Raw genomic sequence first — 25,377 nt, 5'->3', positions numbered from 1 at the left:
ACCCCCAGGCACCCGATCTTACGGGCCGCGGCCCGCTGTGATCGAATGTTTCGGCGGCGGTCAGGCCGAGTACCGCTCCCTCAGCTCGATCTTGCGTACCTTTCCGGACACCGTCATCGGGAACGAGTCAAGCACCCGCACCCCGGCCGGGATCTTGTAGTGCGCCAACTGCCCCTCGCAGAAGGCCCGTACGTCCTCCAGCGTCGGCGGGTCGGCCGGGTCGCGCGGGATGACGCAGGCCAGGACCTCCTCGCCGTAGCGCTCGTGCGGGACGCCGATGACCTGGACGTCGGCGATCTTCGGGTGGGCGTAGAGGAACTCCTCGATCTCGCGGGGGTAGATGTTCTCGCCGCCCCGGATGATCATGTCCTTGATCCGGCCGACGATCTCGACGTACCCGTCCTCGCGCATCATCGCGAGGTCGCCGGTGTGCATCCAGCGGGCGGGGTCGACGGCCTCGGCGGTCTTCTCCGGTTCGTTCCAGTAGCCGAGCATCACGCTGTAGCCGCGGGTGCACAACTCGCCTGCCTTGCCCCGGGGTTGGGTCACTCCGGTCGCCGGGTCGACGATCTTCACCTCGACGTGCGGCAGGACGCGGCCGACGGTGCCGGTGCGGTGTTCCAGGTCGTCGTCCATCCGGGTCTGCGTGGAGACGGGCGAGGTCTCCGTCATGCCGTAACAGATCGACACCTCGGCCATGTTCATCTCGCTGACCACCCGCTTCATCACCTCCACCGGACAGGGCGAGCCCGCCATGATGCCCGTGCGCAGGGAGGAGAGGTCGTACGAGGCGAAGTCGGGGTGGTTCAACTCCGCGATGAACATGGTCGGTACGCCGTACAGGGAAGTGCAGCGCTCCTGCTGGACGGCGTCCAGGGTGGCCTTGGGTTCGAAGGAGGGTGCCGGGATGACGATGCAGGCGCCGTGGGACGTGGCCGCCAGGTTCCCCATGACCATGCCGAAGCAGTGGTAGAAGGGCACGGGCAGACACACCCGGTCCTGTTCGGTGTACGCGATCAACTCCCCCACGAAATACCCGTTGTTGAGGATGTTGTGGTGGGAGAGCGTGGCCCCTTTGGGGAAGCCGGTCGTGCCCGAGGTGTACTGGATGTTGACCGGGTCGTCGCAGGACAGGTCGGTCGGCAGGTCACTCGGGGTGGCGCGGGCGAGCAGCGCGTCCCAGCTCGGGGCGCCGAAGTACACGGCCTCGCGCAGGTCGGGGCAGTTGCCCCGCACCTCGTCGACCATGGCCCGGTAGTCGCTGGTCTTGTGGCCGAGCGAGGCGAAGAGCAGGGAGATCCCGGCCTGCTTGAGCACGTACTCGACCTCGTGCACGCGGTACGCCGGGTTGATGTTGACCATGATCGCGCCGATGCGGGCGGTGGCGTACTGGACGAGCACCCACTCGGGGCAGTTGACGGCCCAGATCCCGACCCGGTCACCCTTGGCGATCCCGCTCGCGAGCAGCGCGTACGCCAACTCGTCGACGTCGGCCATGAGTCGGTCGTACGTCCAGCGCCGCCCCGAGGGGACGTCGACGAGTGCCTCCCGCTCGGGCCAAGTGGCGGCCGTGCGTGCCAGGTTGTCCCCGATCGTGTCGCCGAGGAGGGCGGTCGCGCCGGTTCCGTGCGTGTACGACAGTGCGGTCACCGGAAGTCCTCCTCGCGGTACTCGTTGTCCGAGCCGGCCGCCGTGGCCTCACGGAGTTCGATCCGGCGGATCTTGCCGGAGACGGTCTTGGGCAGGGGCGCGAACTCGAGTCGGCGGACTCGCTTGTAGGGGGCGAGGACCTCACGGGAGTGCTCGAAGAGGACCTTCGCGGTGTCGGGTCCCGGCTCCCAGCCGTCGGCGAGCACGACGTAGGCCTTGGGGACTGCGAGGCGCAGCTCGTCGGGGGCGGGGACGACAGCGGCTTCGGCGACCGCCTCGTGCTCCAGCAGGGCGCTCTCCAGCTCGAAGGGGCTGATCTTGTAGTCGGAGGCCTTGAAGACGTCGTCGCTGCGCCCGATGTAGGTCAGATAGCCCTCTTCGTCTCTCGACGCGACGTCTCCGGTGCGGTAGTAGCCGCCCGCCATCGCCTCCGCCGTACGGTCGGCGTCGCCGTGGTAGCCGGTCATCAGGCCGACGGGGCGGGCCGACAGGTCGAGCGCGATCTCGCCCTCGGCCGCGCCGGGCGCGCCGGAGACCGGGTCCAGCAGTTCGACCCGGTAGCCGGGGCTGGGCCGCCCCATGGAGCCCGTCTTCAGGGGCTGGCCGGGGCTGTTGGACACCTGTACGGCGGTCTCGGTCTGGCCGAAGCCGTCCCGGATGGTGACGCCCCAGGCCCGTCGGACCTGCTCGATGACCTCGGGGTTCAGCGGCTCCCCCGCCGCCACGGCCTCGCGCGGCGGCGTGCGCAGCGCGGTCAGATCGGCCTGGATGAGCATGCGCCACACCGTCGGCGGGGCGCAGAAGGTCGTGACGCCCGCCCGGTCCATCTCCGCCATCAGCCGGGCCGGGTCGAAGCGGGTGTAGTTGTGCAGGAAGACGGTCGCCTCGGCGTTCCACGGTGCGAACAGGTTGGACCAGGCGTGCTTGGCCCAGCCCGGCGAGGAGATGTTGAGGTGCACATCGCCGGGCTTGAGGCCGATCCAGTACATGGTGGCGAGATGGCCGACGGGGTACGAGACGTGGGTGTGCTCGACGAGCTTGGGCCGGGCGGTGGTTCCGGAGGTGAAGTAGAGCATCAGCGGGTCGTCGGCGCGGGTCGGTCCGTCCGGGGTGAAGGCGGCGGGGGCCGCGTAGGCGTCCTCGTACGTCTGCCAGCCCTCGCGCGCGCCGCCGACGACGACGCGGGTGTAGTCACCGGGCACCTCGTCGAACTTGCCGGTGTCCTCGGACCGCACGATCACCTGCCGGACCCGCCCGCGCTCCACCCGGTCGCGCAGATCGGCGGGTCCGAGCAGCGGGGTGGCCGGGATGACGACCGCGCGCAGCTTCATCGCGGCCAGCGCCGTCTCCCACAGCTCGGTCTGGTTGCCGAGCATGACCAGGACGCGGTCCTCGGCCCCGATACCCCGGGCGCGCAGCCAGTTCGCAACCCGGTTGGAACGGGCGGACATCTCGGCGAAGGTCAGCCGCGCCTCGGTGCCGTCCTCCTCGACGATGTGCAGGGCGGTGCGGTCATTGCCGTCCGCGATGACGTCGAACCAGTCGAGCGCCCAGTTGAATCGCTCGGGGCGGGGCCAGGCGAATCCTTCGTAGGCGGTGGCGTAGTCCTCGCGGTGCTCCAGCAGAAAGTCCCGTGCCCTGCGGAAGTCCTCGGTCGCCGTCATTCGTCCTCCTCATCACCGGACCATTGCCGGGCGGCTCCCTGCCATCGTGTAATCCGTGATGCACCTCTCACTACCCCCGAACGGGGGTGTACGCCGCACAGGAAGGGCGGGCAGTTGGCAGCAGATGTCGCAGGAGCCGCGGAGATCCGCGGTGCGCTGGTCCGGCTGCGGCGCTCGACCGGACTCCCGGTCGCGTTCGGCGGTCTGGTGGAGTCCGTCCGACCACAGATGCTCATCAGCGAACTCAACGGCACCGCCACGCGCTCGCTGAGCCGGCTCGCGGTGACCTCCGGCACCGGTCTCGGCGGCCGCGCGGTCGCCCTGGCCCGCCCCTGCGCGGTGACGGACTACTCCTCCTCGCGGCAGATCAGCCACGAGTACGACACCGCCGTCGCCGCCGAGGGCCTGCGCTCGGTCCTCGCGGTGCCGGTTGTCGTACGGCGCCGGGTGCGCGGTGTCCTCTACGGCGCTCTGCGCACCGCCCAGCCGCTCGGCGACCGCACGCTGACGGCGGCCGTGAATGCCGCGCGGGACGTGGAACAGGCGCTGGTCGTCCAGGAGTCGGCGCGCGAGCTGCTGAACGCGGCGCGGCCGGAGCCGGAGCGGCGCGGGGACGGGGCCGCGTGGGAGCAGGTGCGCGAGGCGCACGCCGCGCTGCGGGCGCTGGCGCCCCGGATCGCCGAGCCGGGGCTGCGGGCGGAACTGCTGGAGGTGTGCGGACTGCTGACCGCCGAGGGCCCGTCGTCATACGTCGGCCTCGCGCCCCGTGAGCTGGATGTGCTGGCGTGTGTGGGCTCGGGCGCCACCAACGCCGTCACCGCCGAGCGGCTTGGGCTGCGGCCGGAGACGGTGAAGGGGTATCTGCGCTCGGCGATGCGCAAGCTCGGGGCGCACACCCGTGGGCAGGCCGTGGTCGCGGCGCGCCGGGCGGGGCTGCTCCCTTAGGGGTCCGCGGGCCGTCTTGAGCGGTCTGCGGGCCGTCCTGGCAGTCGCTCCCCCATTCATTCATCCGTGCCTTGAATTTCCCTATGCCCTCGCGCTGTTATTTCCCTCACCCGGCAGGCACTCCGTAATTCAAAGACACGTTGCCTAATATTGGCCAGGACACGACACACGGAGGGGAGCGGTGACCGTGCCACGGGACTTCACGGAGCCTGCCAGATCCCGCCCCGACCTGGTCATCGGCCGGGACGAGCCGTTCATGGCCGCGCGTGAGCAGCTCGCCCGGGGCGGCAGCGTCCTGCTCCACGGGCCCGCCGGAATAGGAAAGTCGACCGTCCTGCGGGCATTGGCCGCGGAATACGGCGAAGCGGCACGGACCGTGTTGCGCTGCTCCGCGACCGAGTCCGAATCCCATCTCCCCTTCCTCGCCCTCGCCGACCTCCTCGGTCTGGTCCTGGACGAGGTCTGCGACAAGCTGCCCGCTGCCCAGCGCACCGCGCTGGAATCGGCGCTCACCGGCCGCGGCGAATCCACGCTCCAGCGCGACGGACTCGCGCTGCGCCTGGCCGTTCTGTCCACCCTGCGTGCGCTCGCCGCCGAGGGTCCGGTCCTGATCGTCGCCGACGACCTCCAGTGGCTGGACCCGGCCAGCGCCGAACTCCTCGGCTTCGCCGCCCGGCGCCTCGGCGACACGCCCGTGCGGATGCTGTGCGCCGCCCGGACCCAGGACGAGGAGTACGACCGCCATCTACGCGCGTCCCCGCCGGACACCCTCGCCCTGCGTCTCGGCCCGCTCTCCCGCACCCAGGTCGCCGCCCTGCTCGAGCACCGCGGCTACACCGGGCTGTCCCGCTCCACGGTCCGCGACATCCACCGCACCAGCGGCGGCAACCCACTGTTCGCGCTGGAGCTGGGCCGCGCGCTCGCCGAGAACCCCACCCCGCCCCGGCCGGGCGAGCCGCTGCCGGTGCCGACCTCGCTGCGTGCCCTCGTGCTCAACCGGCTCGGGATGCTCTCCCCCGACGCCCGCCACACCCTCCTCGTGGCCAGCGCCGGCGCCCGCCCCACCCTGGCCACCCTGCACGCGGCCGGGCGCACCGACGCCGAGGCGGAGACCGCCCGGGCAGCCGAACTCGGGCTGCTCGCCACGGAGTCGGAGGGTCCCGCCGTACGCTTCGCGCATCCGCTGATCTCGGCCGCGCTGTACGCGGAGGCGCCCGCGCAGGAGCGGCGCGCCGCGCATGCCGCGCTGTCCACGGCGGCCTCGGACCCCATCGAACGGGCCCGGCATCTGGCGCTGGCGACCACCGGCACCGATCCGGAGGTGGCCGCCGCGCTGGCCGAGGCCGCGGCCCTGGCCCGGGACCGCGGGGCCCCCTCGGTGGCAGCCTCCCTCGGCAGACTGGCCGCCCGCCACACACCGGCGGAGCTCGGGCCGAGGCGGGTGCGGCAATCCGGCGACGCCGCCGCGGGGGGCGCGGCTTCGGCGGAGCAGCGGACGCCGGCCCACGACACCGGCGCGCCCTGGGGGCAGCTAGGGGCCTACGCCCCCGACACCGGTGCGCCCTCGGGGGAGCCGCGGACTCAGGCCCACGACACGGGCGCGCCCTCGGGCGAACCCCGCGCCCAGGCTTACGACACCACCGCAGCCTCGGGCGAAGCACGTGCCCAGGCCCACGACACCGGCGCGCCCTCGGGGGACCCGCGAACCCACGCCCAGGGCACCACCGCAGCCTCAGGCGAAGCACGTGCCCAGGCCCACGACACCGGCGCGCCCTCGGGGGACCCGCGAACCCACGCCCAGGGCACCACCGCAGCCTCGGGGGACCCCCGGACCCAAGCCCACGACACCACCCCCGCCGACCGGACACCCCCCGGCCCCCAGGACCTGCTCCTTCAGGCCGCCGAGGACGCCATCACTGCCGGTGAGTTGGATCTCGCCCGGGACATTGCGCGCGAGGTGCTCTCCGGGTCGACGGTGCCTGTGCAGCGGGTGCGGGCCTGGATTGTGGTCATCGAGACCGCGGGGCACGCCATGACCGAGGTCGACGCGGTCTTCCCGCAGGCGCTGGCCGACGCGGGCGACGACCCGAGGCTGCTCGCCCTGATCCACTACCAGCTGGCCTGGCGGGCGCTGCTGGTGGACGGGGACTTCGACCCGGCCCGGGAGGAGGCGGCGTACTCCGCGGAGCTGGCCGCGCGCGGCGGCGACCGGTACACCGAGTTGATGGCGCTCGCCTTCCGGGCGCAGATCGAGACCCTGATGGGCCACCCGGACGCGCCCGCGACCATCAAACGCGCGCTGAGGGAACCCCAGGACCCGCGGGTGGCATGCCATCACAACGGCGCCGGGTACGCCCGGTTCCGCTGGCTGGTGATGAGCGACCAGCTGCCCGAGGCGCGCGCCACCGTGACCGCGTTGCTGCGCGAGGTGCGACGGCACGGGGCGGTCGAGAGCGAGGTGCACTTCCTGCGCGGTCTCGCCGAGACCGAGCTGCGCACCGGGCACTGCGCCCGTGCCCTCGACCTCGCCCGGGAGAGCCTGCGGCTGGCCCGGGACACCGGGATCGGCGAGGTCGCCTCGGCCGTGCTCACCTCGCTCACGGAAGCCGCGGGCGGCGAGGTGGACCGGGCGCTGGCGCTGGCCCGGGAGGCGCTCGACCACGCCGAGCAGGACGGCGACCAGATGTATGTCTCCCGCGCCCTGGCCGCCCTCGGCCATGCCCAGCTGGTAGCCGGGGACGCGCCCGCGGCGGTCGCCTCGCTGCGCCGGGTGCGCGAGCTGGAGCAGGGCCTCGGTATCACCGACCCCGCGCGCGGACGCTGGCACGGCGATCTCGCCGAGGCACTGGTCCGCATCGGCGAGACCGAGGAGGCGCAGGACGTCATCGACACGACCCGCGCCCGCGCCCTGCGCCTGGGCCGGGAGAGCGTGCTCGCCGTACTGGACCGCGCGGAGGCCCTGGTGCGCGCGGCCCGCGGCGAACGGGAGGCCGCCGCCGTCCAGTTGACGTCGGTGCAGGACCGGCTGGCCAAGCTCGGCTACGGCCTGGAGGAGGCGAGGGCGGCCTTCGCGGTGGCGGCGCTGCGCACACGCAGGCCGGGCCCGACGTCGTACGACGAGGCAGCGAGGCTGTTCCGACGCTGCCGGGCGCTGCCGTGGCTGCGGCAGGTGGAGTCGGCCGCGGCGGCGCCCGCCCCCGAACCGGCACCCGCGCCGACAGCCGCCCTGGACGCGCTGGACTCCCTCGCCTCGATGGAGCGTCAGGTCGCGGCGCTGGTGATGGAGGGCGCGACGAACCGGGAGATAGCGGCCCGTCTGTTCATCAGCGTCAAGACGGTCGAGGCGACCCTGACCCGGGTCTACCGCAAGCTCGGGATCCGATCGCGCGTCGACATCGTCAGACTGGCGGCGGGCCGTTCCGGCAACTGAGACCCCGTGAGATTCACCGGCAGCGGGGGTTTGACCGGGGCCGACCGAGGGTTTTCCCTGCCCAACTCCCTTAGGGGGTTCCCTCATTGGGAAGGGGATCTCCGGGCTCTAGCGTAGGGGGCGTGCCGCTCGCCGGGCACACGGGGGTCTGTCCCGAGACCCCCGTGCTTCACCCCCACACCCGCGCGACCCCCCACCGGCAACCCAATGAGGAGACTCATGTTCGGGCTCACCCGTGCCAAGAAGACCGCCACCGTGCTCGCGGCCACCGCCGCAGCGGCGGCCACCGCACTGATCGGCCTCGCCCCCACCGCGGCCGCTGCTCCCCAGCCCATCGTGGGCGGTTCGACGACCACCACGACGTCGTACCCGTTCATGATGCAGATCACGGACTCCTCGCAGAACCAGTTCTGCGGCGGCACACTCGTCTCGGCCACCAAGGTCGTCACCGCGGCCCACTGCATGGTCGGCGAGACCACCAGCAGCGTCAGAGTCGTCGGCGGCCGCACCTACCGCAACGGCACCAACGGCACGGTCAGCCGGGTCAGCAAGATCTGGATCCACCCGAGCTACACGGACGCCACCAACGGCGACGACGTGGCGGTGCTGACGCTGTCGACGTCGATGCCGTACACCACGGCGCCCTATGTCTCCTCCTCGCAGACGGGCGTGTACGCGGCCGGCACCACCGCCCGCATCCTCGGCTGGGGCACCACCTCCTCCAACGGCAGCTCCTCCAACCAGCTGCGCACGGCGACCGTGCCGATCGTGTCCAACTCCAGCTGTGCGAGCTCCTACGGTTCGGACTTCATCTCGTCCGACATGGTCTGCGCCGGATACACCTCCGGCGGCGTCGACACCTGCCAGGGCGACAGCGGCGGTCCCCTGCTTGTCGGGGGCGTCCTGGCAGGGATCACTTCCTGGGGCGAGGGCTGCGCGGCGGCCGGATACCCGGGCGTCTACACCCGGCTGACCACCTTCTCCAGCCTGGTGACCACGCAGGTCAACTCGTAACCCGGAAGAACTCCTGAGTATCCCTCAGGTGCAATACCAGGGGGCGTTGCGGGCCTCCACGAGCGGCCCGCAACGCCCCCGATCCATGCCTAGGGCAGGACTTTCCCGAAGCGGATGTCGTACGACGACTCCGGGTGCATGACGTTCAGCATGTACGCGCCCTCCTCCAGGACCTCGGCGCGCCGGGCCTTGGTGAGGTCCCCGAACGGCTCGATGACCAGGGCGTCGTCGATGATCCGCCAGACGCCCGCGAGGAAGCCGTCGACGAGGAACGGGCAGTAGACGGTGTTCACCTGCCAGGTGCGGCCCTTGTTGGCGGGCGGGATCACGCGGGTGCGGTCGGCGTGGGAGAGCAGGAGGTTGTCGAACTCGGGCAGGAAGCGGGGCGGCGCCGGGGTAGTCGGGTCGGGGCGCGGGGCGTCGGGGAGGTCGAAGAGTTCGACGCCGTTCTCGTCGCGGAAGGTGACCAGCTGCGGGCGGAGCCGTTCGAAGGCGGGGCGCATCCGGGTCAGACCGCACCAGGTCTGGAAGTCCTTGACCGAGGCCGGGCCGAAGGCGGCGAGATAGCGCAGGACGGTGGCATCGGCGGACGCGGCGGGCTCGGCCGGGCGGTCCAGCCAGTGCTCGGCGGTGGTGAGACAGACCTGGGCGCTACGGCCCCACACACCGCGCGGGGTGATCTGGACCAGCGGCAGTTTGCAGCGGGCGGCGACGGCGAGCGACTGCGGGTCGGCGTCCGGCCACTCGGCGCTCAGCGCCTCCCGCAGCTGCTTCATGGTGCGCGGCGCCTCCTCGACGAGGTCGCGGGCGAGGGCGGCGAGCCGGTCCAGGTCGACGCCGACCAGACCCTTGCGGAAGTAGTTGATCTCGCGGTCCCGGGCGGGCTGCACCAGGGGCCGCAGGCTGAGGCTGTCGTCCGCGGTGTGCATATGGATCGTCGAGCGCATGGTGACGATCCGCAAGGCTTCCCGCCGCTCCAGCAGTCCCGCCAACTCCTCGGTCGTGAAGCCGTCGAGGCGGGCGGCGAGCGCGTAGTACGGCGGCTTGACCTCCTGGGCCTGGAGGCCGACCAGATGCTCGACGGCCGTCTGCGCGGACATCGGGGCGCGGCGCAGCAGCAGCTGCCGGTCGAGGGTCGCGCGGTTGAGGGCGCGGGTGCCGAGAACGGGGCCCTGGGCGGTCGTCGTCTTCGTCATGCCCCGCACGCTAGTACCGCTTGCGGACAGCGACGGTCCGCAACGGTCGACGGGTAACCTGCTCCGAGATCACCTGGCGTCGGCCGAGAGGCAGCCACGATGTCGAAGAACAACCGGAAATCCGTCTGGCGCCGCGCCCTGACGCCGGCGACGGAGCCGTCGCGGCCCACTGCGGCGGACGCCGAGCCGTCCGCCCCCGAGACGGAACCGCCGAGCATCGTCCAGGCCGCCCTGTACCGGGACGGGGTGCGCGTCTCCTCCCCCGCCACCCTCGCCGACACCTACCGCGAGCTGCGCGACCAGCCCTCCGGCATGGCGTGGATCGGCCTCGCCCGCCCGACCGAGTCCGAACTCCTCTCCCTGGCCGCCGAGTTCGATCTGCACCCGCTGTCGATCGAGGACGCGATGGAGGCCCATCAGCGCCCGAAGCTGGAGCGCTACGGCGAGACCCTCTTCGTCGTCCTGCGCGCGGCCCGCTATCTCGACGCGCCGGAGGAGGTCGACTTCGGCGAGCTGCATGTCTTCGTCGGCCCCGACTTCGTGATCACGGTCCGCCATGGCGCGGCCCCCGACCTCTCGGCGGTCCGGCGCCGTATGGAGGAGTCGCCCGAGCTGCTGAAGCTGGGCCCTGAGGCGGTGCTGTACGCGATCCTCGACGCGGTGGTCGACGGCTACGCCCCGGTCGTCGCGGGCGTCCAGAACGACGTCGACGAGATCGAGACGGAGGTCTTCCGGGGCGATCCGGAGGTGTCCCGCCGTATCTATGAACTCTCCCGGGAAATGGTCGAGTTCCAGCGCTCCACGCGCCCGCTGGTCGGCATGCTGCACGGCCTGATGGCGGGCTTCGCGAAGTACGGCACGGACGAGGAGCTTCAGCGCTATCTCCGGGACGTCGCCGACCACGTCACCCACACCAGCGAACGCGTCGACGGGTTCCGCCAGGCCCTGACCGACATCCTCACGGTGAACGCGACCCTGGTCACCCAGCAACAGAACGCGGAGATGCGGGCGTTGGCGGAGGCGGGGTTCGAGCAGAACGAGGAGATCAAGAAGATCTCGGCGTGGGCGGCCATCCTGTTCGCTCCGACGCTGGTCGGGACGATCTACGGCATGAACTTCGAGAACATGCCGGAGCTGGACTGGAGCTTCGGGTACCCCTTCGCCGTCGGCCTGATGGGCCTGGTCTGCGTGAGCCTGTACGTGATCTTCAAACGGCGGGACTGGCTCTGACCTCGGGTGAACTCGGGTGTCATGGCGACGGCCCTGTTACGCAACGGCAGTTGAAGCGATGGAGGATGAACGACCCATGGTCGAACAGGACGAGCGATTCGATGTTGTCGTACTCGGAGCCGGGCCCGGCGGCTACGTCGCGGCCGTCCGGGCGGCCCAGCTGGGCCTGCGGGTCGCGGTCGTCGAGGAGAAGTACTGGGGTGGCGTCTGCCTGAACGTGGGCTGCATCCCGACCAAGGCCCTGCTGCGCAACGCGGAACTGGCCCACCTCTTCACCCATGAGGCGAAGACCTTCGGCATCAAGGTCGACGGCCAGGTCTCCTTCGACTACGGCGAGGCCTTCCGCCGCAGCCGCAAGGTCGCCGACGGCCGGGTCAAGGGCGTCCACTATCTGATGAAGAAGAACAAGATCACCGAGGTGGACGGCCGCGGCACCTTCCTCGACCCGCACACGCTCCAGGTCACCGACTACGACGGCAACACCCGGACCATCGGTTTCGAGCACTGCATCATCGCCACCGGCGCCACCCCCAAACTGCTGCCGGGCACCAAGCGCAGCGCGCGCGTGGTGACCTTCGAGGAACAGATCCTCGCCGAGGAACTCCCCCAGTCGGTCATCATCGCGGGCGCCGGTGCGATCGGTATCGAGTTCGCCTATGTGCTGCACAACTACGGCGTGAAGGTCACGATCGTGGAGTTCCTGGACCGCGTCGCCCCGCTGGAGGACGCCGAGGTCTCCGCCGAACTCGCTCGCCAGTACCGCAAGCTGGGCATCGACGTCCTCGCCTCCACCCGCGTCGACGCCATCGACGAGTCCGGGCCCCAGGTCCGCGTCACGGTCACCGGCAAGGACGGCACCCCGCGGATCCTGGAGGCCGACAAGGTCCTCCAAGCCATCGGCTTCGCACCGAACATCAGCGGATACGGGCTGGAGAACACGGGCGTGACGCTCACCGAACGTGGAGCGATCGACGTCGACGGCCGCTGTCGCACCTCCGTCCCGCACCTCTACGCCATCGGCGACGTCACCGCCAAGCTGATGCTCGCGCACGCCGCCGAGGCCATGGGCGTCATCGCCGCCGAGACCATCGCCGACGCCGAGACGATGGAACTCGACTACGCCATGATCCCGCGGGCCACCTTCTGCCAGCCCCAGATCGCCAGCTTCGGCTACACCGAGGAGCAGGCCCGCGAGCTCGGCCACGACGTCAAGGTCGCCAAGTTCCCGTTCACCGCGAACGGCAAGTCCCACGGCCTCGGTGACACCACCGGCTTCGTCAAGCTCATCAGCGATGCCACGCACGGCGAACTCATCGGCGGCCATCTGATCGGCCCCGACGTCACCGAACTGCTGCCGGAGCTGACCCTGGCTCAGCAGTGGGATCTCACCGTGCACGAGGTCGCCCGCAATGTGCATGCGCACCCGACCCTGAGCGAGGCCGTCAAGGAGGCCGTCCACGGTCTGGCGGGCCACATGATCAACATGTGAGGCCGTCGTTCAGCTCCGCCCACACCGTCTTGCCGTGCCGGGCGTGCCGGGTGCCCCAGTGCTCGGCGAGCTGGGCGACCAGGAACAGGCCGCGTCCGCCCTCGTCGTCGGTGCGGGCGCGGCGCTGGTGCGGGGTGGTGCTGCTGGCGTCGGAGACCTCGCACAGGAGGGAGCGGTCGTGGATGAGGCGCAGCCGGATGGGGGGCCGGCCGTAGCGGATGGCGTTGGTGACCAGTTCGCTGACGACCAGCTCGGTGGAGAAGTCGAGGTCCTCGAGGCCCCAGACGCCCAGTTGCTCGGAGACGCGTGAACGGACGACTGAGACCGCGGCCGGGTCGGCCGCCAGGTCCCAGCTCGCGACCTGTCCGTCCCCGAGGGTGCGGGTGCGGGCCAGCAGGAGCGCCACATCGTCGGGCGGGTGGGCCGGCAGCAGGGTGTCGAGCACGGTGTCGCAGGCGGTCTCCAGCGAGGGAGCGGGCTGGGCGAGCGCCTGGTGGAGCAGGGCGAGGGCGGTGTCGATGTCGTGGTCGCGGGCTTCGAGCAGGCCGTCGGTGTAGAGGGCGAGGAGGGTGTCCTCGGGCAGGACCACCTCCGTCGCCTCGAAGGGCAGGCCGCCGAGACCGAGCGGTGGGCCCGGTGGCAGGTCGAGGGTGTCGACGGTGCCGTCCCGGGCCATCAGGGACGGCAGCACATGGCCCGCGCGGGCCATGGTGCAGCAGCCGCTGACGGGGTCGTAGACCGCGTACAGGCAGGTGGCGCCGATGTCCGCGGACTCGGCGTCCGGGCGGGTGGAGGCCTCGGCGGACAGGCGCAGGACGACGTCGTCGAGGTGGGTGAGGAGTTCGTCGGGGGGCAGGTCGATATCGGCCAGGGTGCGTACGGCGGTGCGCAGCCGTCCCATGGTGGCGGCGGCGTGCACGCCGTGGCCGACCACGTCGCCCACCACGAGGGCGACCCGGGCCCCGGACAGCGGGATGACGTCGTACCAGTCGCCGCCCACACCGAGCCGGTCACCGGCCGGGAGGTAGCGGCACGCGACCTCCAGGGCCGACTGCGGGGGCGTACGCGAGGGGAGCAGGCTGCGCTGGAGGCTGAGGGCGGTGGCGCGGGCGTTGGTGTAGCGGCGGGCGTTGTCGACGGCGACGGCCGCCCTGGCGGCGATCTCCTGGGCGAGGAGCAGGTCCTCGTCGTCGTAGCGGTCCGGGTTGCGGTGGCGGGAGAACTGGGCGACACCCAGGGTGGTGCCGCGGGCGCGCAGGGGCACGACCAGCGTGGAGTGTGCTGGGGGCGCGTCGGTGTGGTGGCGTACGGGGTGGCCGGTGGTCAGGGCTCTGGCCTGCGGGGATCCGTCCGGGTAGGTGTGGAGTCCCTCCGGGGTGCTCGCCGGTTCCTCGGCGACCCGGCGCAGCACGAGGGGTTCCTCCGCCGGTGTGTCCCGCCCTTGGAGCAGGGAGTCGAGCAGGTCGACGGAGGCACGGTCCGCGAAGTGTTCGGTGGCGAAGTCCGCCAGCTCCCGGGTGGTGCGGGCGATGTCCAGGGTGGTCCCGATGCGCATGCCGGCGTCGGTCACCGTCGTCAGCCGCCACCGCAGCCTGCGCTCCCGCTCCTCCTGGTAGGCCAGGACGCCCTGCTCGGCTAGGCGGTCCACGTAGGCCGTCGTCGCCGCGAGCAGTCTGCGCGCCACGGCGCCGATCAGTTCGGCGTCGTCGGTCAGCCGGGGCAGCACCACGAGCGCCCGGTCGAAGGCGATGCCCTGGGCCAGCCGGTGAGCCCGCAGCATCGCGGTGACGGGTATCCCGCGCCGGGCAAGGCGACGTACGCGATCGACGTCGGCGGGGGGCAGTTCGATCCGGTCCGGCTCGATGCCGTGCTCCAGGCCGGTCAACGCGGCGACCGTGTGCTCGGCGATGTTCTGCGTGGTCATCCGGGCCATGTCCGGATCTGCCCACAGCTCGGGGACCTCACGCCGCAGGAACGCCGTCATGTCGCCGGTCAGCCTGTCCGCGCTCGTCCTGAGCTCATGGGCGACCTGGGCCACGAGGCTGTCCACGGTGACGTCCACAACATCGACGTTACGCCGTGCGGGCGAGCAGGCGAGGTGGGCGGAGCAGGGCCGCCCGGCCTCGACGGAACGAGGCCGGGCGGGGATGCGGGGCGGATTACCGCGCGGTGTCCGCGTACTCCTCGTCCGGCTCGGTCTCCGCCGTCCCGGGCTCGGCCTGGCGGTGCTTGCCGGCGGCCTTGCGGCCGGGCAGGACCGCGATGACGATCATGGTTCCGGCGGCCATGATGATCGCGCCGATGAGGCTGGTGTGGGCGATCGAGTGGGCGAAGGACTCGTGGACGGCGTCGATGAGGGCCTGGGCCTGCTGGGCTCCGCCCTGGGGGTTCTGCCCGACCTGCTCGGCGACAGCGAGGCCGCCGCCCACCGAGTCCTTGGCGGTGTCCATCGCGGCGGCCGGGAGTTGGCCGCCGATCAGGTCGGTCAGCTTGTCCTTGTAGGACGTGGCGAGGAGCGAGCCGAGGATGGCGATGCCCAGGGAACCGCCGAGCTCCAGCGCGGTGTCGTTGGCGCCGCCGCCGACACCCAGCTCCGACTCGGGGAAGGAGCCCATGATGGTGTCGGTGGCCGGGGCGACGCTCAGGCCGATCGCGAAGCCGAGCAGGAGCAGCGGCGCCACGAAGTCGGTGTACGTCGAGCCCGACTCGATCAGCGTGAGCAGGACGACGCCCACCGTGCCGATCACCATGCCGGCCCCCACCACCAGCTTCACGCCCAGCTTCGGGGCCACCCGCCCGGTCACCGCGGCGCCGGCGAAGACGGCTCCGGCCAGCGGCAGCAGCCGTATGCCGGTCTCCAGCGCGTCGTAGCCGAGGACGAACTGCAGGAACTGGGTGGAGTAGTAGAGCGAGCCGAAGGTGCCGAAGAAGAAGAACAGCACCGCGAGCATCGACCCGCTGAAGGGGCGCTCCTTGAACTTGCGCACGTCCAGCATGGGGTTGGGGTGCTTCAACTCCCAGGCCACGAAGGCCAGCAGGCCGACACCGGCGACCACGGCCGCGGTGATCGGGCCGGCGCCCCAGCCGAAGTGCGGGCCCTCGATGGTGGCGTAGACCAGGGAGCCGATGGAGACCATGGAGAGCAGGCCGCCGACGTAGTCGATCGCGCCCGCCTTCTCCGCCTTCGACGGCGGCACCAGGACCAGCGCGCCGACGACGGCGAGGAGCGCGATGGGGACGTTCATCAGGAAGGTGGAGCCCCAGGCGTGGTCCTGCAGCAGCCAGCCGGCGGCGAGCGGTCCCGCGGCGATGGCGAGGCCGGAGGTCGCGCTCCAGGCGGTGATGGCCTTGGCCCGTTCGCCCCGCGGGAACATCGCGACCAGCAGGGACAGGGTGGCCGGCATGACGACGGCGGCGCCCACGCCCATGATCGCGCGGGCGGCGATGACCAGGCCGGTCTCGTCGACCAGACCGCCCATCACCGAACCGCCCGCGAAGATCAGCAGACCGAGGATCAGCGCGCCCCGGCGGCTGTACTTGTCGCCGATCGCGCCCAGGACCAGCATCAGCGCGGCGTAGGGGACGGTGTAGCCGTCGATGATCCACTGCAGATCGCTGCTGGTCAGGCCCAGGTCCTTGGTCATGTCCGGCGCCGCCACGATCAGCGATGTGTTCGCCATGACGACGATCAGCAGGCTGAGGCAGAGCACCAGCAGGGCCCACCAGCGGCGGGGATAGGGCCCGGTCATCCTCTCGGCGGGTGTGGTGGCTATCAGCGGCATCGGGAGCTCCTCGGGGCGGCGGGGTGAGGGGGCGGCAGGAGCCGTAGGGGTGCGGACAGGGGCACCGCACGGCAGTTAATTGCCCAACGATGTGCAGACTAGTTTATTGCCCGTTGGTGTGCAAGTATCGAGCTCGCCCTCCCCCTCGACCGGAGGCCCCCTATGACAAACCCCCACGTCACAGGCGGCGCACGCCGTCAGACACAGCTCACCCGGGCCCGCATCCTCGAAGCGGCACGACAGGAACTCGGGCGTGATCCCGACAGCAGCCTCACCGACATCGCCGAGGCCGCCGGTGTGGTGCGCCGTACCGTGTACGACCACTTCGCCGGGCGGACCGCGCTGGTCGAAGGGCTCGCCGCGGAGGCCGCGGAGGCGCTGCGCCGGGCTCTGGCGGCGGTGGCGGTCCCCGATCCCGACTCCGTCACCGCCATGGCGCGCTTCGTCCTGGCCCTGTGGCCCGTCGGCGACCGCTACCGCACGCTGTTGCGGCTCGGGCCCCAGGACCTCGGACCGGACCGCGTGAACGAAATCCTCGCCCCCGCCCGCGACTTGGCGACCGCGATCATCGAACGCGGGCAGCGGCAGGGCGTCTTCCACACCAGCGTTCCCCCCGAGCCGCTCAGCAGGGCGGTCGAAGGGCTGCTGCTGGCCCTCCTGGAATGCGTGAACGCCGAGTGCTGGACAGACGACGGCACGCACAGCGCGACGGCCGCCCTGATCGCGGTAGGCGCGGACCGCGACCTCGCCGCGGCGCTCATCGGCGAACTCCGGCGCCCCGGGCCCGTCAACACCTGAGGACGAGAACACCGAGAGGAACGCCATGTACCACTCCGAGTACGAGCACACCGCCGTCTACGCGAGCCCGCCGACTCCCCACAGGCGGCGCCGAATCGTCGCCGTCGTCTCCCTCGCCGCGCTGCTGCTCGGCGCCGTCGTCGTCGACCGTGTTGCCGCGGCCCGGGCGGAGAGCCGTACGGCGAAGGCCTTCCAGGACGGCATGGGGACGCCGGAGCGCCCTGACGTGCACGTCAGTGGATTTCCCGTGCTGAATCAGCTGGCCGAGGGCCGCCTTCGGCACGTCGACATCACCGCCCACGACATACCCGCGAGGGGAACGGAACGGCCCCTACCGGTAACCGAGTTGACCGTCGGGATCGACGGGCTGAAGACGTCCGGGAGCGCCGACGCGGCCCATGCGCGCAGCGTCGAGGCGACCGCGCGTCTGTCGTACGAGGACGTGTCGCAGGCACTCGGCGTGGACGTCTCACGGGGCGATGAAGCCGGTCGGGTCGACGTGAGCGTCAGCCTGCCGCTGGCCGGTGACGTGACGTTGAGCGCGGACGTGTCGGCGGCCTCCGGCAACCGCATCGTCTTCTCGGATCTCCGCGTCACCGAGGGCGAGTTGATCCCTCCGGCGAAGGCGCTGCTGGACCAGGCCATGGAGACGCCGGTCCCCGTTCAGAACGTCCCCGAGGGGCTGAGCCTGCGGTCGGTCACCACCACCGAGGACGGCATCGACGCCCGCTTCACCGGCACGGAGGTCACCTTCCACCCCGACTCGACGTCCGCGTGAACGGTCAGCCCGCTCGCAGCTCCGCGGCCACGCCCTCGACGACCGAGGTCGCCGTCGGTTCCGGCACACCCGCCGCGACCAGCGTGGCCACGGCGGTCCGCGTCCCGTCGTCCTCCCACGTCCCCGTGTTGACGCTCTCCAGCAGGGAGAGGGTGAGGGCTTCCAGGGCGGCGCTCAGCACCGGCGCGGGCAGGTGGTCGTGGAACACGCCCGCGCTCCCGCCCCGGTCGAGGATGGCGGTGGCCCGGTGACGGGCCGGGGCGAGGATCTCGGCGACCCGTTCCGTGCCCAGGTCCCGGCGGGCGAGGGTGAGGAGCAGCCGGTAGCGGTCACCGACGGGCCAGACCGACAGGACGAACCGGGCCAGGGCTCGCTCGGGCGGCTCCTCGGCGTCCGGCGCATCCGACGCGTCCGACGCTCCCGCGACGCCGCGCAGGGCCTCGGACGCCTCCTCGGCGAGCGCCTCCAACAGGGCCGCACGGCCCGGGAAGTGCCCGAAGACCGTACGGCGGACCACTCCGGCGGCCCGTGCGATCTCCTCCAGGGTCGTATCGGGGTTCCGGCCGAGCTCCTGCCGGGCGGTGGCGAGGATACGGGCGCGGTTGGAGCGGGAGTTGCGACGCAGGGGTTCGCGGACGACGGGTTTGGACACGGCGGCTCAGCCCCTTCTCAGTCGCGGTCGGGCAGCGGGCGCCGGGCGACGTCATAGGCGTCCTCGGGCGGGACGCCCAGCATGCGCAGCAGCATCTCGGCCAGGTTCGACGCGGTCTCGTCGCCGTCGAGGTCCGGCCGGGCGAACCGCAGCTCCACCAGCGCGAGCAGCGAGCCACCGAGGGCGGTCAGCGCCACGGTCGGGTCGGCGACGGTGAAACGGCCGGAGGCGATGCCGACCTCCAGGTCGCGCACCGCACGCGGGGCCAGGCCCGAGTCCGAGTAGATATGGCTGAGGCCGCGGTGGCGCAGGACCTTCATCAGCTCGGGCCGGGAAGCGGACAGGTGCGCGCTGAGCCGGAAGCCGGCCGCGACGAGTTCCGCCGGGTCGTCGACGCCTTCCAACTGCTCGTCGAAGGTCCGGCCGAACTCTTCGAGGGCATCCCGCACCGCCGCGTCGAACAGCTCCGTCTTCGACTCGAAGTGGTTGTAGAAGGTGCCGAAGCCGACGTCCGCGCGCTCCGCGATCGTCTGGATGCTCGCACTGGTGTCCCCGGTCTCGGCGAGGATCTGCCGGGCCGCCCGGACCAGCGCCTGACGGGTCTCGGCGCGGCGTCGCTCGAAGCGGTTCTTGGGCGGGGCTGACGTCGGCATACGCGCGAGTCTAGCAACGATCACCCCGCCTCCACAGTTTTGATGATTTCATCAGATTCACTGGGATCAGCTATTGACGATCGTTATTTCAAAGCTGATGATTTCCTCATTACAGCAATGTTGCTTGGAGGACGTCATGTCCAAGACGGCTCATCAGGACCTCCACAGCGAGCAGGGCGCCCTGCGCGGCGAACACCCCGGTCGCTCCCGGAACCCCGTGATCAAGGTGGCGGACCTGGCCTGGCTGGAGTTCGAGAAGCCCGACCTGGACCGCGCGGAGGTCTTCGCGCGGGACTTCGGCTTCGGAATCGCCGCCCGTACGGAACAGGAACTGTGGCTGCGCGGCACCTTCGCGGGCTCGCCCTGCATGGTGATCCGGCGCGGCCGTACGTCGCGTTTCATCGGCCCGGCGTTCCGGGCGGCGGAGCGGGCCGACCTGGACCGGCTGGCCCGGGCGACGGGGGCGGCCGTGCGGGACGCGGACGTGCCCGGCGGCGGCAAGGCGGTCGGCCTGCTCGATCCCTCGGGCTTCCCGGTGCGGGTCGTGCACTGCGCCGAACAGCTCCCCGAGCTGCCCGGGCAGCGGCCGCTGCTCCTCAACTTCGGCGCGGAGCACCGTCGTACGAACGTCACGCAGCGCCCGCCGCGCGAGCCGTCCCGCATCCAGCGCCTCGGTCATGTGGTGCTGGAGACGCGCGTGTTCGGCCGGGCCCTGGACTGGTACCTGGACACCCTCGGGATGATCGTGTCCGACTTCCTCTTCCTGGACGGGCAGCGGGGCCGTGGTCCGACGATGGCGTTCATCCGCTGCGACCTCGGCAGCGCCCCGGCCGACCATCACACCCTGGCCATGCACCTGGGGCCGGGCACGGGATACGTCCACTCCGCCTACCAGGTGACCGACCTCGACTCGATCGCCGCCGGCGGGGAGTACCTCAACGAGCGGGGCTACCAGCGCAGTTGGGGCATCGGTCGGCATATCCAGGGCAGCCAGCTCTTCGACTACTGGCGCGACCCCGACCACTTCATGCTGGAGCACTTCGCCGACGGCGACCTGTTCTCCTGCGATGTCGAACCCGGTTGGGCGCCCATGTCGGCCAGCGGCCTGGCCCAGTGGGGGCCGCCCGCCACCCGGGACTTCCTCGGCGCCAGTCCGTCCCCCGCCAAGGTCCGCGAGGTGCTGCACGCCCTGCGCGGTGACAACGAACTCGACCCCGCACGTCTGCTGGGCCTGATGAAAGCGATGAACTCATGAGCACCAACGTCCTGCGTACCGCCGACGGCTGGTGGGTGGTGCGCGGCGAGCGCGCCGTCCCCGTCGACACCAAGGCCGCCACCACCGGCGAGCTGCTCGCCGACCGGGCCGCCGTACGGGAGGCGGCTCTGTCGGACGAAGCGGGCACGCCCGTCGCCGACCTGGTGGCCCTCTCCCCGGTCACCACCCCCTGCCGGGTGGTCGCCCAGATGGTCAACTACCGCAGCCACGCCCGCGATTCGGGCTTCACCGGCGACATCCCGCCCGCCTTCTTCCGCAAGGCCTCCGGGTCGGTGAGCGGACCGCACGAGAGCATCGTCCGGCCCGCGCATGTGAAGTTCCTCGACTACGAGATCGAACTGGGCCTGGTCATGGGCGCCCCGCTGCCCATCGGCACCGTCGTCGAGGAGCGCGACCTGCCCTCGTACGTCGCCGGGCTCGTGATCACCAACGACGTCAGCGCCCGTGACGTACAGCTGACCAAGACGCAGTTCTACGAGAGCAAGTCGTACCCCACCTTCACCCCGGCCGGGCCGTACCTCGCCCTGCTGGAGCCGGAGGACTTCGCCCATCTCCTCGATCTGCGGCTGAAGTTGTCGGTCAACGGCGAGCTGCGTCAGGACCGCACCCTCGCCGACATGATCGTCCGTCCGGCGCAGGCGCTGACTCTGCTGGCCCGGTTCCAGACCCTCGACCCCGGCGACCTGCTGCTGACCGGCACCCCCGGCGGCACCGCCCTGAAGGCCCCGCCGAAGGCCGTCGAAAAGATCGGCGCGCTGCTGCCGCCCGCCGTGAAGTGGAAGGCGTTCTTCAAGACGCAGGCCAAGAACCCGCACTACCTCCACCAGGGCGACGTCATCACCGCCACCATCGCCACCCCGGACGGCCGGATCGACCTGGGCGAGCAGCGTACGCCCGTGGCCGACGCGCACTGAGACCCGAAGTGAGCCGCACATGACCGTCGAGCACAACTCGGCAGACGTACCCGTGGTGATCGTCGGAGCCGGACCGGTGGGTGTGACCGCCGCCCTCCTGCTGGCCCGGCGCGGGGTGAGGACCGTCGTCCTCGAACGCCACCACGACGTCTACCCCCTGCCGCGCGCCGTCGCCACCGACGACGAGGTGCGCCGCATCCTCCAGGCCGCAGGGGTCCAGGAGGAGTTCGCCGCGATCGCCCGCCCCGCGCGGGGACTGCGGCTGCTGGACGCCCGGCACCGGGTGATGGCCGAGTTCCCGCGCGCCGCGCAGGGGGCCCATGGCTTCCCGCAGACCAGCATGTTCGACCAGCCCGAGCTGGAGCGGGTGCTCCGGGACGCCCTGGCCCGTACCCCGGAGTGCGAGCTGCGCGGTGGGGCGGAGGTCGTCGGCGTCGAGCAGGACGGCGCCGGTCCGGTCCGCGTCACCTACCGCGACGACACGGGCGAGCACCGGCTGCGGGCGGACGCCGTCCTCGGCTGCGACGGCGCGGGCAGCCTCGTCCGCGAGTCCATCGGTGCCGGATGGGAGGACCTGCGCTTCGAGGAGCGCTGGACGGTCATCGATGTGCGCACCAGCCTCCCGGTCCGCTGCTGGGAAGGCGTCGAGCAGATCTGTGATCCGCGGCGCCCCGCGACGTTCATGCGGATCGGCGAGGACCGCTACCGCTGGGAGTTCCGGCTGAAGGACGACTCCGCCCTCGACCATGAGCGGCTGCGGGCGCTGGTCGCCCCGTGGCTGGACCTCGCGCACGGCGCCGACTTCGACGTGCTGCGGCAGGCGCAGTACACCTTCCGCGCACGGATCGCGGACCGCTGGCGCCGGGGTCGCATCTTCCTCCTCGGCGACGCGGCCCACCTCACTCCGCCGTTCATCGGGCAGGGGCTGTGCGCGGGTATGCGCGACGCGTACAACCTGACCTGGAAACTCGCCTGGGTCCTCCAACAGGGCGCGGAGGAGCGGCTGTTGGACACGTACGAGAGCGAACGCAAGCCGCACGCCCGCCATGTGATCCGGCTCGCGGTCGCCATGGGCTGGGCCATGACCGGCGGCCAGGACGGTGCCGCCGCCGTCCGGCGCGGGCTCCTGGGCGCGGCCGTCCGGGTTCCCGGGCTGAGTACGGGGGTCGCGCGCAACCTCAGTCCGGTCCTCGCCGCCGGTCCGCTCGTACACCACCGGCGGCGCGGTCTCGGGGGCCGCTTCTGCCCGCAGCCGTGGGTGACCCTTGAGGGCCGCCGCGTCCGCCTCGACGACCTGCTCGGCGACTCCTTCGCCGTGCTGACGGCCGCACCGCTGTCACCGTCGTCGCAGGCGGTCGCCGACGGACTGGGTGCCCGGACCGTCCTCGTGGCCGGACTCGGCGACGACGGCCGGCTCGCGGACTGGATGCGCGAGGGGCGGGCGGACGCCGTACTGCTGCGCCCGGACCGGGTCGTCATGGATGTGGTCCCCTCCGGCCGCCACGACTTCACGGCGACGGCCGACTGGGCATCCCTGCTGCACACCGCACGACTTTCCCCACGGAACGTTGCCGAAAGCCTGTTGAGGAGCTCCGCACGATGACAGCGCCATTTTTCACGCCCGATCCGGAGACCACCGCGTCCAGCCGCATCGTCGACTTCGCCCGCCACGCCGGGCTGGACGGCACCGACTACACCGCCCTGCACCACTGGTCGGTCACCGACCTGGAGGGCTTCTGGCGCGCGGTCTGGGACTACTTCGGCATCGCCGCGGACACCCCGTACCAGCAGGTCCTGGCCGAGGAGGCCATGCCGGGCGCCCGCTGGTTCTCCGGTGCCACCCTCAACTACGCCCACCACGCCCTGCGCAACCTCACCGACGACGGCACGGCGATCCTCGCCCTCGACGAGACCGGCTCCGGGTACGAGGTGAGCGGCGGGCGGCTGCACGCCCAGGTCGCCTCGGTGGCCGCGACCCTGCGGGACCTGGGAGTGGGGCGGGGCGACCGGGTGGTGGGCTATCTGCCCAACACCCCGCACGCGATCGTCGCGTTCCTGGCCGCCGCGAGTCTCGGCGCCGTGTGGTCGGTGTGCGGGCAGGACTACGCGCCCAAGGCCGCCGCCGACCGGTTCGCCCAGCTGGAACCCACCGTCCTGGTCGCCGCCGACGGCTACCTCTTCAACGGCACCACCCACGACCGCCGCGACGCGGCCCTCGAACTGGCCCAGGCGCTACCGACGTTGAAGGCCACGCTGCTGGTGAACCACGTGGGCCTGCCGTGGCCCGACGCCACCTACCCGTCCCTGGTGGTCCCGTGGGAGGACGCCTCCACCCGCACCGAGGAACTCACCTGCACACCGGTCCCGTTCGACCACCCGTTGTGGGTCGTGTTCTCCTCCGGCACCACGGGCCTGCCCAAGGGCATCGTCCACGGCCACGGCGGTGTCGTCCTGGAGCATCTGAAGACGCTCGGCCTGCACTCCGATCTGGGCCCCGGCGACCGGCTGCTCTGGTACACCACCACCCACTGGATGATGTGGAACCTCGTCGCCTCGACGCTGCTGACCGGTGCCACGACCTGCACCTACGACGGCAGCCCGGCGCCCTTCGCCAAGCTCGACGTGCTGTGGGAGCTGGCCGCCGGGCACCGGGTGACCGTCTTCGGCACCAGCCCCCAATACCTGCTGGGCATGGCCAAGTTCGGCATCGACCCCTCCGGGCACGACCTGTCGTCCGTCCGCGTCGTCGGCTGCACCGGCTCCGCCCTGCCGGCCTCCGCCTATCCCTGGGTCCGCGACCACGTCGGCGAACATGTCCTGCTCGCCTCCATCAGCGGCGGCACGGACGTGGTGTCCGGCTTCGCGGGCAGCGCGCCCAACACCCCCGTCTGGGCGGGCGAGTTGTCCGCGCCGCATCTGGGCGTGGCGCTGGCCTCGTACGACGCCGGGGGCGAGCCGGTCGTGGATCAGGTCGGCGAGCTGGTCGTCACCCGCCCCATGCCGTCGATGCCGCTGTATTTCTGGAACGACCCCGACGGCAGCCGCTACTGCGACGCGTACTTCTCCTCCTACCCGGGCGTGTGGCGGCACGGCGACTGGATCACGGTCACGGGACACGGCTCGGTGATCGTCCACGGCCGCTCCGACAGCACGCTGAACCGCAACGGCGTCCGTCTGGGCAGCGCCGACATCCACGACGTGGTCGAACGCCTCCCCGAGATCACCGAGGCCCTCGTCATCGGCGCGGAGGAACCGGACGGCGGCTACTGGATGCCCCTGTTCGTGGTCCCCGCCGCCGGGGTGACCCTCGACGACGCTCTCCGCGAGCAGATCGAGGAGGCGATCCGCACCGGCGCCTCCCCCCGTCACGTCCCCGACGAGATCCTCGAAGTACCGGGCATCCCACACACCCGCACCGGCAAGAAGCTCGAAGTCCCGATCAAACGCCTGCTCCAGGGCGCCCCGGTCGAGCAGGTCGTCAACCCGGCCGCCGTGGACGCCCCCGAGCTCATCGAGTTCTACGCCCGTCTGGGCGCCGAGCGCCGGGACGGATCGGCATGATGACAGCACTGGCCATCGCCCTGTCCTGCGTCTTCCTCCCCCTGGGCCTGGCGAAGATCGCCGCCGTACCGTTCATGCGCCAGGCGGCGGCCCACCTCGGTATGTCACCCGGCCACTACCGGGTCATCGGCGCCCTGGAGATCGCCGGGGCGGCCGGGCTACTCCTGGGACTGGCCTCGACCCCACTCGGGGTGGCCGCCGCGATCGGTCTCGCGCTGCTGATGACCGCGGCGGCGGTGGTGCACCTGCGCCATGGAGATCCTCCGGCACGGGCGGTGCCCGCCGCCGCGCTGGCCCTCGCGGCAGCGGCGTACGCGGTGGCGGCGGGCTGAACTCCCGGCGGGA

19 protein-coding genes are annotated in these 25,377 nt (G+C 71.6%); 12 read left to right on the top strand and 7 right to left on the bottom strand.

The features are described from left to right. Positions 1-60 precede the first annotated feature (60 nt). Both OHT76_RS33990 and OHT76_RS33985 read right to left on the bottom strand, forming a co-directional pair. Positions 61-1,650, bottom strand: coding sequence for an AMP-binding protein (locus OHT76_RS33990; RefSeq protein ID WP_328874683.1), 1,590 nt, complete (start codon positions 1,648-1,650; stop codon positions 61-63). After that, a complete protein-coding gene (locus OHT76_RS33985; protein ID WP_328874682.1) occupies positions 1,647-3,314 on the bottom strand; it encodes an AMP-binding protein in 1,668 nt (555 codons plus the stop codon). The genes OHT76_RS33990 and OHT76_RS33985 overlap by 4 nt, the downstream gene beginning before the upstream one ends. 114 nt (positions 3,315-3,428) lie before the next feature. Here OHT76_RS33985 and OHT76_RS33980 point away from each other — a divergent pair, with 114 nt between their 5' ends. From OHT76_RS33980 to OHT76_RS33970, 3 genes are all read left to right on the top strand, one after another. After that, on the top strand, positions 3,429-4,259 hold the full coding sequence (locus OHT76_RS33980; protein WP_328874681.1) for a helix-turn-helix transcriptional regulator: 831 nt from the start codon (positions 3,429-3,431) through the stop codon (positions 4,257-4,259). A 181-nt stretch (positions 4,260-4,440) separates the two neighbouring features. Further along, positions 4,441-7,689 carry a helix-turn-helix transcriptional regulator gene (locus OHT76_RS33975; protein ID WP_328874680.1) on the top strand — a complete coding sequence of 1,083 codons (3,249 nt, stop codon included), beginning with the start codon at positions 4,441-4,443 and terminating at the stop codon, positions 7,687-7,689. Between the two features lie 219 nt (positions 7,690-7,908). Then, positions 7,909-8,703, top strand: coding sequence for a S1 family peptidase (locus OHT76_RS33970; protein ID WP_328874679.1), 795 nt, complete (start codon positions 7,909-7,911; stop codon positions 8,701-8,703). Positions 8,704-8,792: 89 nt separating this feature from the next. Here the strand turns inward: OHT76_RS33970 and OHT76_RS33965 are convergent, their stop codons facing one another. Then, positions 8,793-9,899, bottom strand: coding sequence for a winged helix DNA-binding domain-containing protein (locus OHT76_RS33965; RefSeq protein WP_328874678.1), 1,107 nt, complete (start codon positions 9,897-9,899; stop codon positions 8,793-8,795). A gap of 99 nt (positions 9,900-9,998) precedes the next feature. On the opposite strand from OHT76_RS33965, the gene OHT76_RS33960 reads away from it, so the two are divergent. Together OHT76_RS33960 and lpdA are read left to right on the top strand one after the other, a co-directional pair. Next, positions 9,999-11,129, top strand: coding sequence for a magnesium and cobalt transport protein CorA (locus OHT76_RS33960; RefSeq protein ID WP_328874677.1), 1,131 nt, complete (start codon positions 9,999-10,001; stop codon positions 11,127-11,129). Positions 11,130-11,205: 76 nt separating this feature from the next. Beyond that, positions 11,206-12,618, top strand: coding sequence for a dihydrolipoyl dehydrogenase (gene lpdA, locus OHT76_RS33955; protein ID WP_328874676.1), 1,413 nt, complete (start codon positions 11,206-11,208; stop codon positions 12,616-12,618). Here the strand turns inward: lpdA and OHT76_RS33950 are convergent. Both OHT76_RS33950 and OHT76_RS33945 read right to left on the bottom strand, forming a co-directional pair. Beyond that, positions 12,608-14,680, bottom strand: coding sequence for an ATP-binding SpoIIE family protein phosphatase (locus OHT76_RS33950; RefSeq protein ID WP_328874675.1), 2,073 nt, complete (start codon positions 14,678-14,680; stop codon positions 12,608-12,610). The genes lpdA and OHT76_RS33950 overlap by 11 nt on opposite strands. 97 nt (positions 14,681-14,777) lie before the next feature. Then, positions 14,778-16,400 carry an MFS transporter gene (locus OHT76_RS33945; RefSeq protein WP_328874674.1) on the bottom strand — a complete coding sequence of 541 codons (1,623 nt, stop codon included), beginning with the start codon at positions 16,398-16,400 and terminating at the stop codon, positions 14,778-14,780. A 162-nt stretch (positions 16,401-16,562) separates the two neighbouring features. Here OHT76_RS33945 and OHT76_RS33940 point away from each other — a divergent pair, with 162 nt between their 5' ends. Together OHT76_RS33940 and OHT76_RS33935 are read left to right on the top strand one after the other, a co-directional pair. Beyond that, complete coding sequence (locus OHT76_RS33940) at positions 16,563-17,198, top strand: TetR/AcrR family transcriptional regulator (protein ID WP_328874673.1); 636 nt, start codon at positions 16,563-16,565, stop codon at positions 17,196-17,198. Between the two features lie 25 nt (positions 17,199-17,223). Beyond that, the gene (locus tag OHT76_RS33935) at positions 17,224-17,976 is read left to right on the top strand and encodes an LmeA family phospholipid-binding protein (RefSeq protein WP_328874672.1); all 753 of its coding nucleotides are present in this window, start codon (positions 17,224-17,226) and stop codon (positions 17,974-17,976) included. 4 nt (positions 17,977-17,980) lie between these two features. Here OHT76_RS33935 and OHT76_RS33930 read toward each other — a convergent pair whose 3' ends face one another. Together OHT76_RS33930 and OHT76_RS33925 are read right to left on the bottom strand one after the other, a co-directional pair. Then, a complete protein-coding gene (locus OHT76_RS33930; protein ID WP_328874671.1) occupies positions 17,981-18,628 on the bottom strand; it encodes a TetR/AcrR family transcriptional regulator in 648 nt (215 codons plus the stop codon). 17 nt (positions 18,629-18,645) lie between these two features. Then, positions 18,646-19,281, bottom strand: coding sequence for a TetR/AcrR family transcriptional regulator (locus OHT76_RS33925; protein ID WP_328874670.1), 636 nt, complete (start codon positions 19,279-19,281; stop codon positions 18,646-18,648). Between the two features lie 136 nt (positions 19,282-19,417). Here OHT76_RS33925 and OHT76_RS33920 point away from each other — a divergent pair, with 136 nt between their 5' ends. The 5 genes from OHT76_RS33920 to OHT76_RS33900 are packed head-to-tail and all read left to right on the top strand — an operon-like array spanning position 19,418 to position 25,364. After that, the gene (locus OHT76_RS33920) at positions 19,418-20,536 is read left to right on the top strand and encodes a VOC family protein (protein ID WP_328874669.1); all 1,119 of its coding nucleotides are present in this window, start codon (positions 19,418-19,420) and stop codon (positions 20,534-20,536) included. After that, a complete protein-coding gene (locus OHT76_RS33915) occupies positions 20,533-21,471 on the top strand; it encodes a fumarylacetoacetate hydrolase family protein (protein ID WP_328874668.1) in 939 nt (312 codons plus the stop codon). The genes OHT76_RS33920 and OHT76_RS33915 overlap by 4 nt, the downstream gene beginning before the upstream one ends. A 19-nt stretch (positions 21,472-21,490) precedes the next feature. Further along, a complete protein-coding gene (gene mhpA / locus OHT76_RS33910; RefSeq protein WP_328874667.1) occupies positions 21,491-23,074 on the top strand; it encodes a bifunctional 3-(3-hydroxy-phenyl)propionate/3-hydroxycinnamic acid hydroxylase MhpA in 1,584 nt (527 codons plus the stop codon). After that, on the top strand, positions 23,071-25,032 hold the full coding sequence (locus OHT76_RS33905; protein ID WP_328874666.1) for an acetoacetate--CoA ligase: 1,962 nt from the start codon (positions 23,071-23,073) through the stop codon (positions 25,030-25,032). The genes mhpA and OHT76_RS33905 overlap by 4 nt, the downstream gene beginning before the upstream one ends. Further along, positions 25,029-25,364, top strand: a complete 336-nt coding sequence (locus tag OHT76_RS33900; RefSeq protein ID WP_328874665.1) for a DoxX family protein — start codon at positions 25,029-25,031, stop codon at positions 25,362-25,364. Before OHT76_RS33905 ends, OHT76_RS33900 begins: the two co-directional genes overlap by 4 nt. Positions 25,365-25,377 lie beyond the last annotated feature (13 nt).

The organism is Streptomyces sp. NBC_00287, assembly GCF_036173105.1.
Classification (GTDB): domain Bacteria; phylum Actinomycetota; class Actinomycetes; order Streptomycetales; family Streptomycetaceae; genus Streptomyces.
This window is presented reverse-complemented; position numbering and strand designations above follow the sequence as displayed.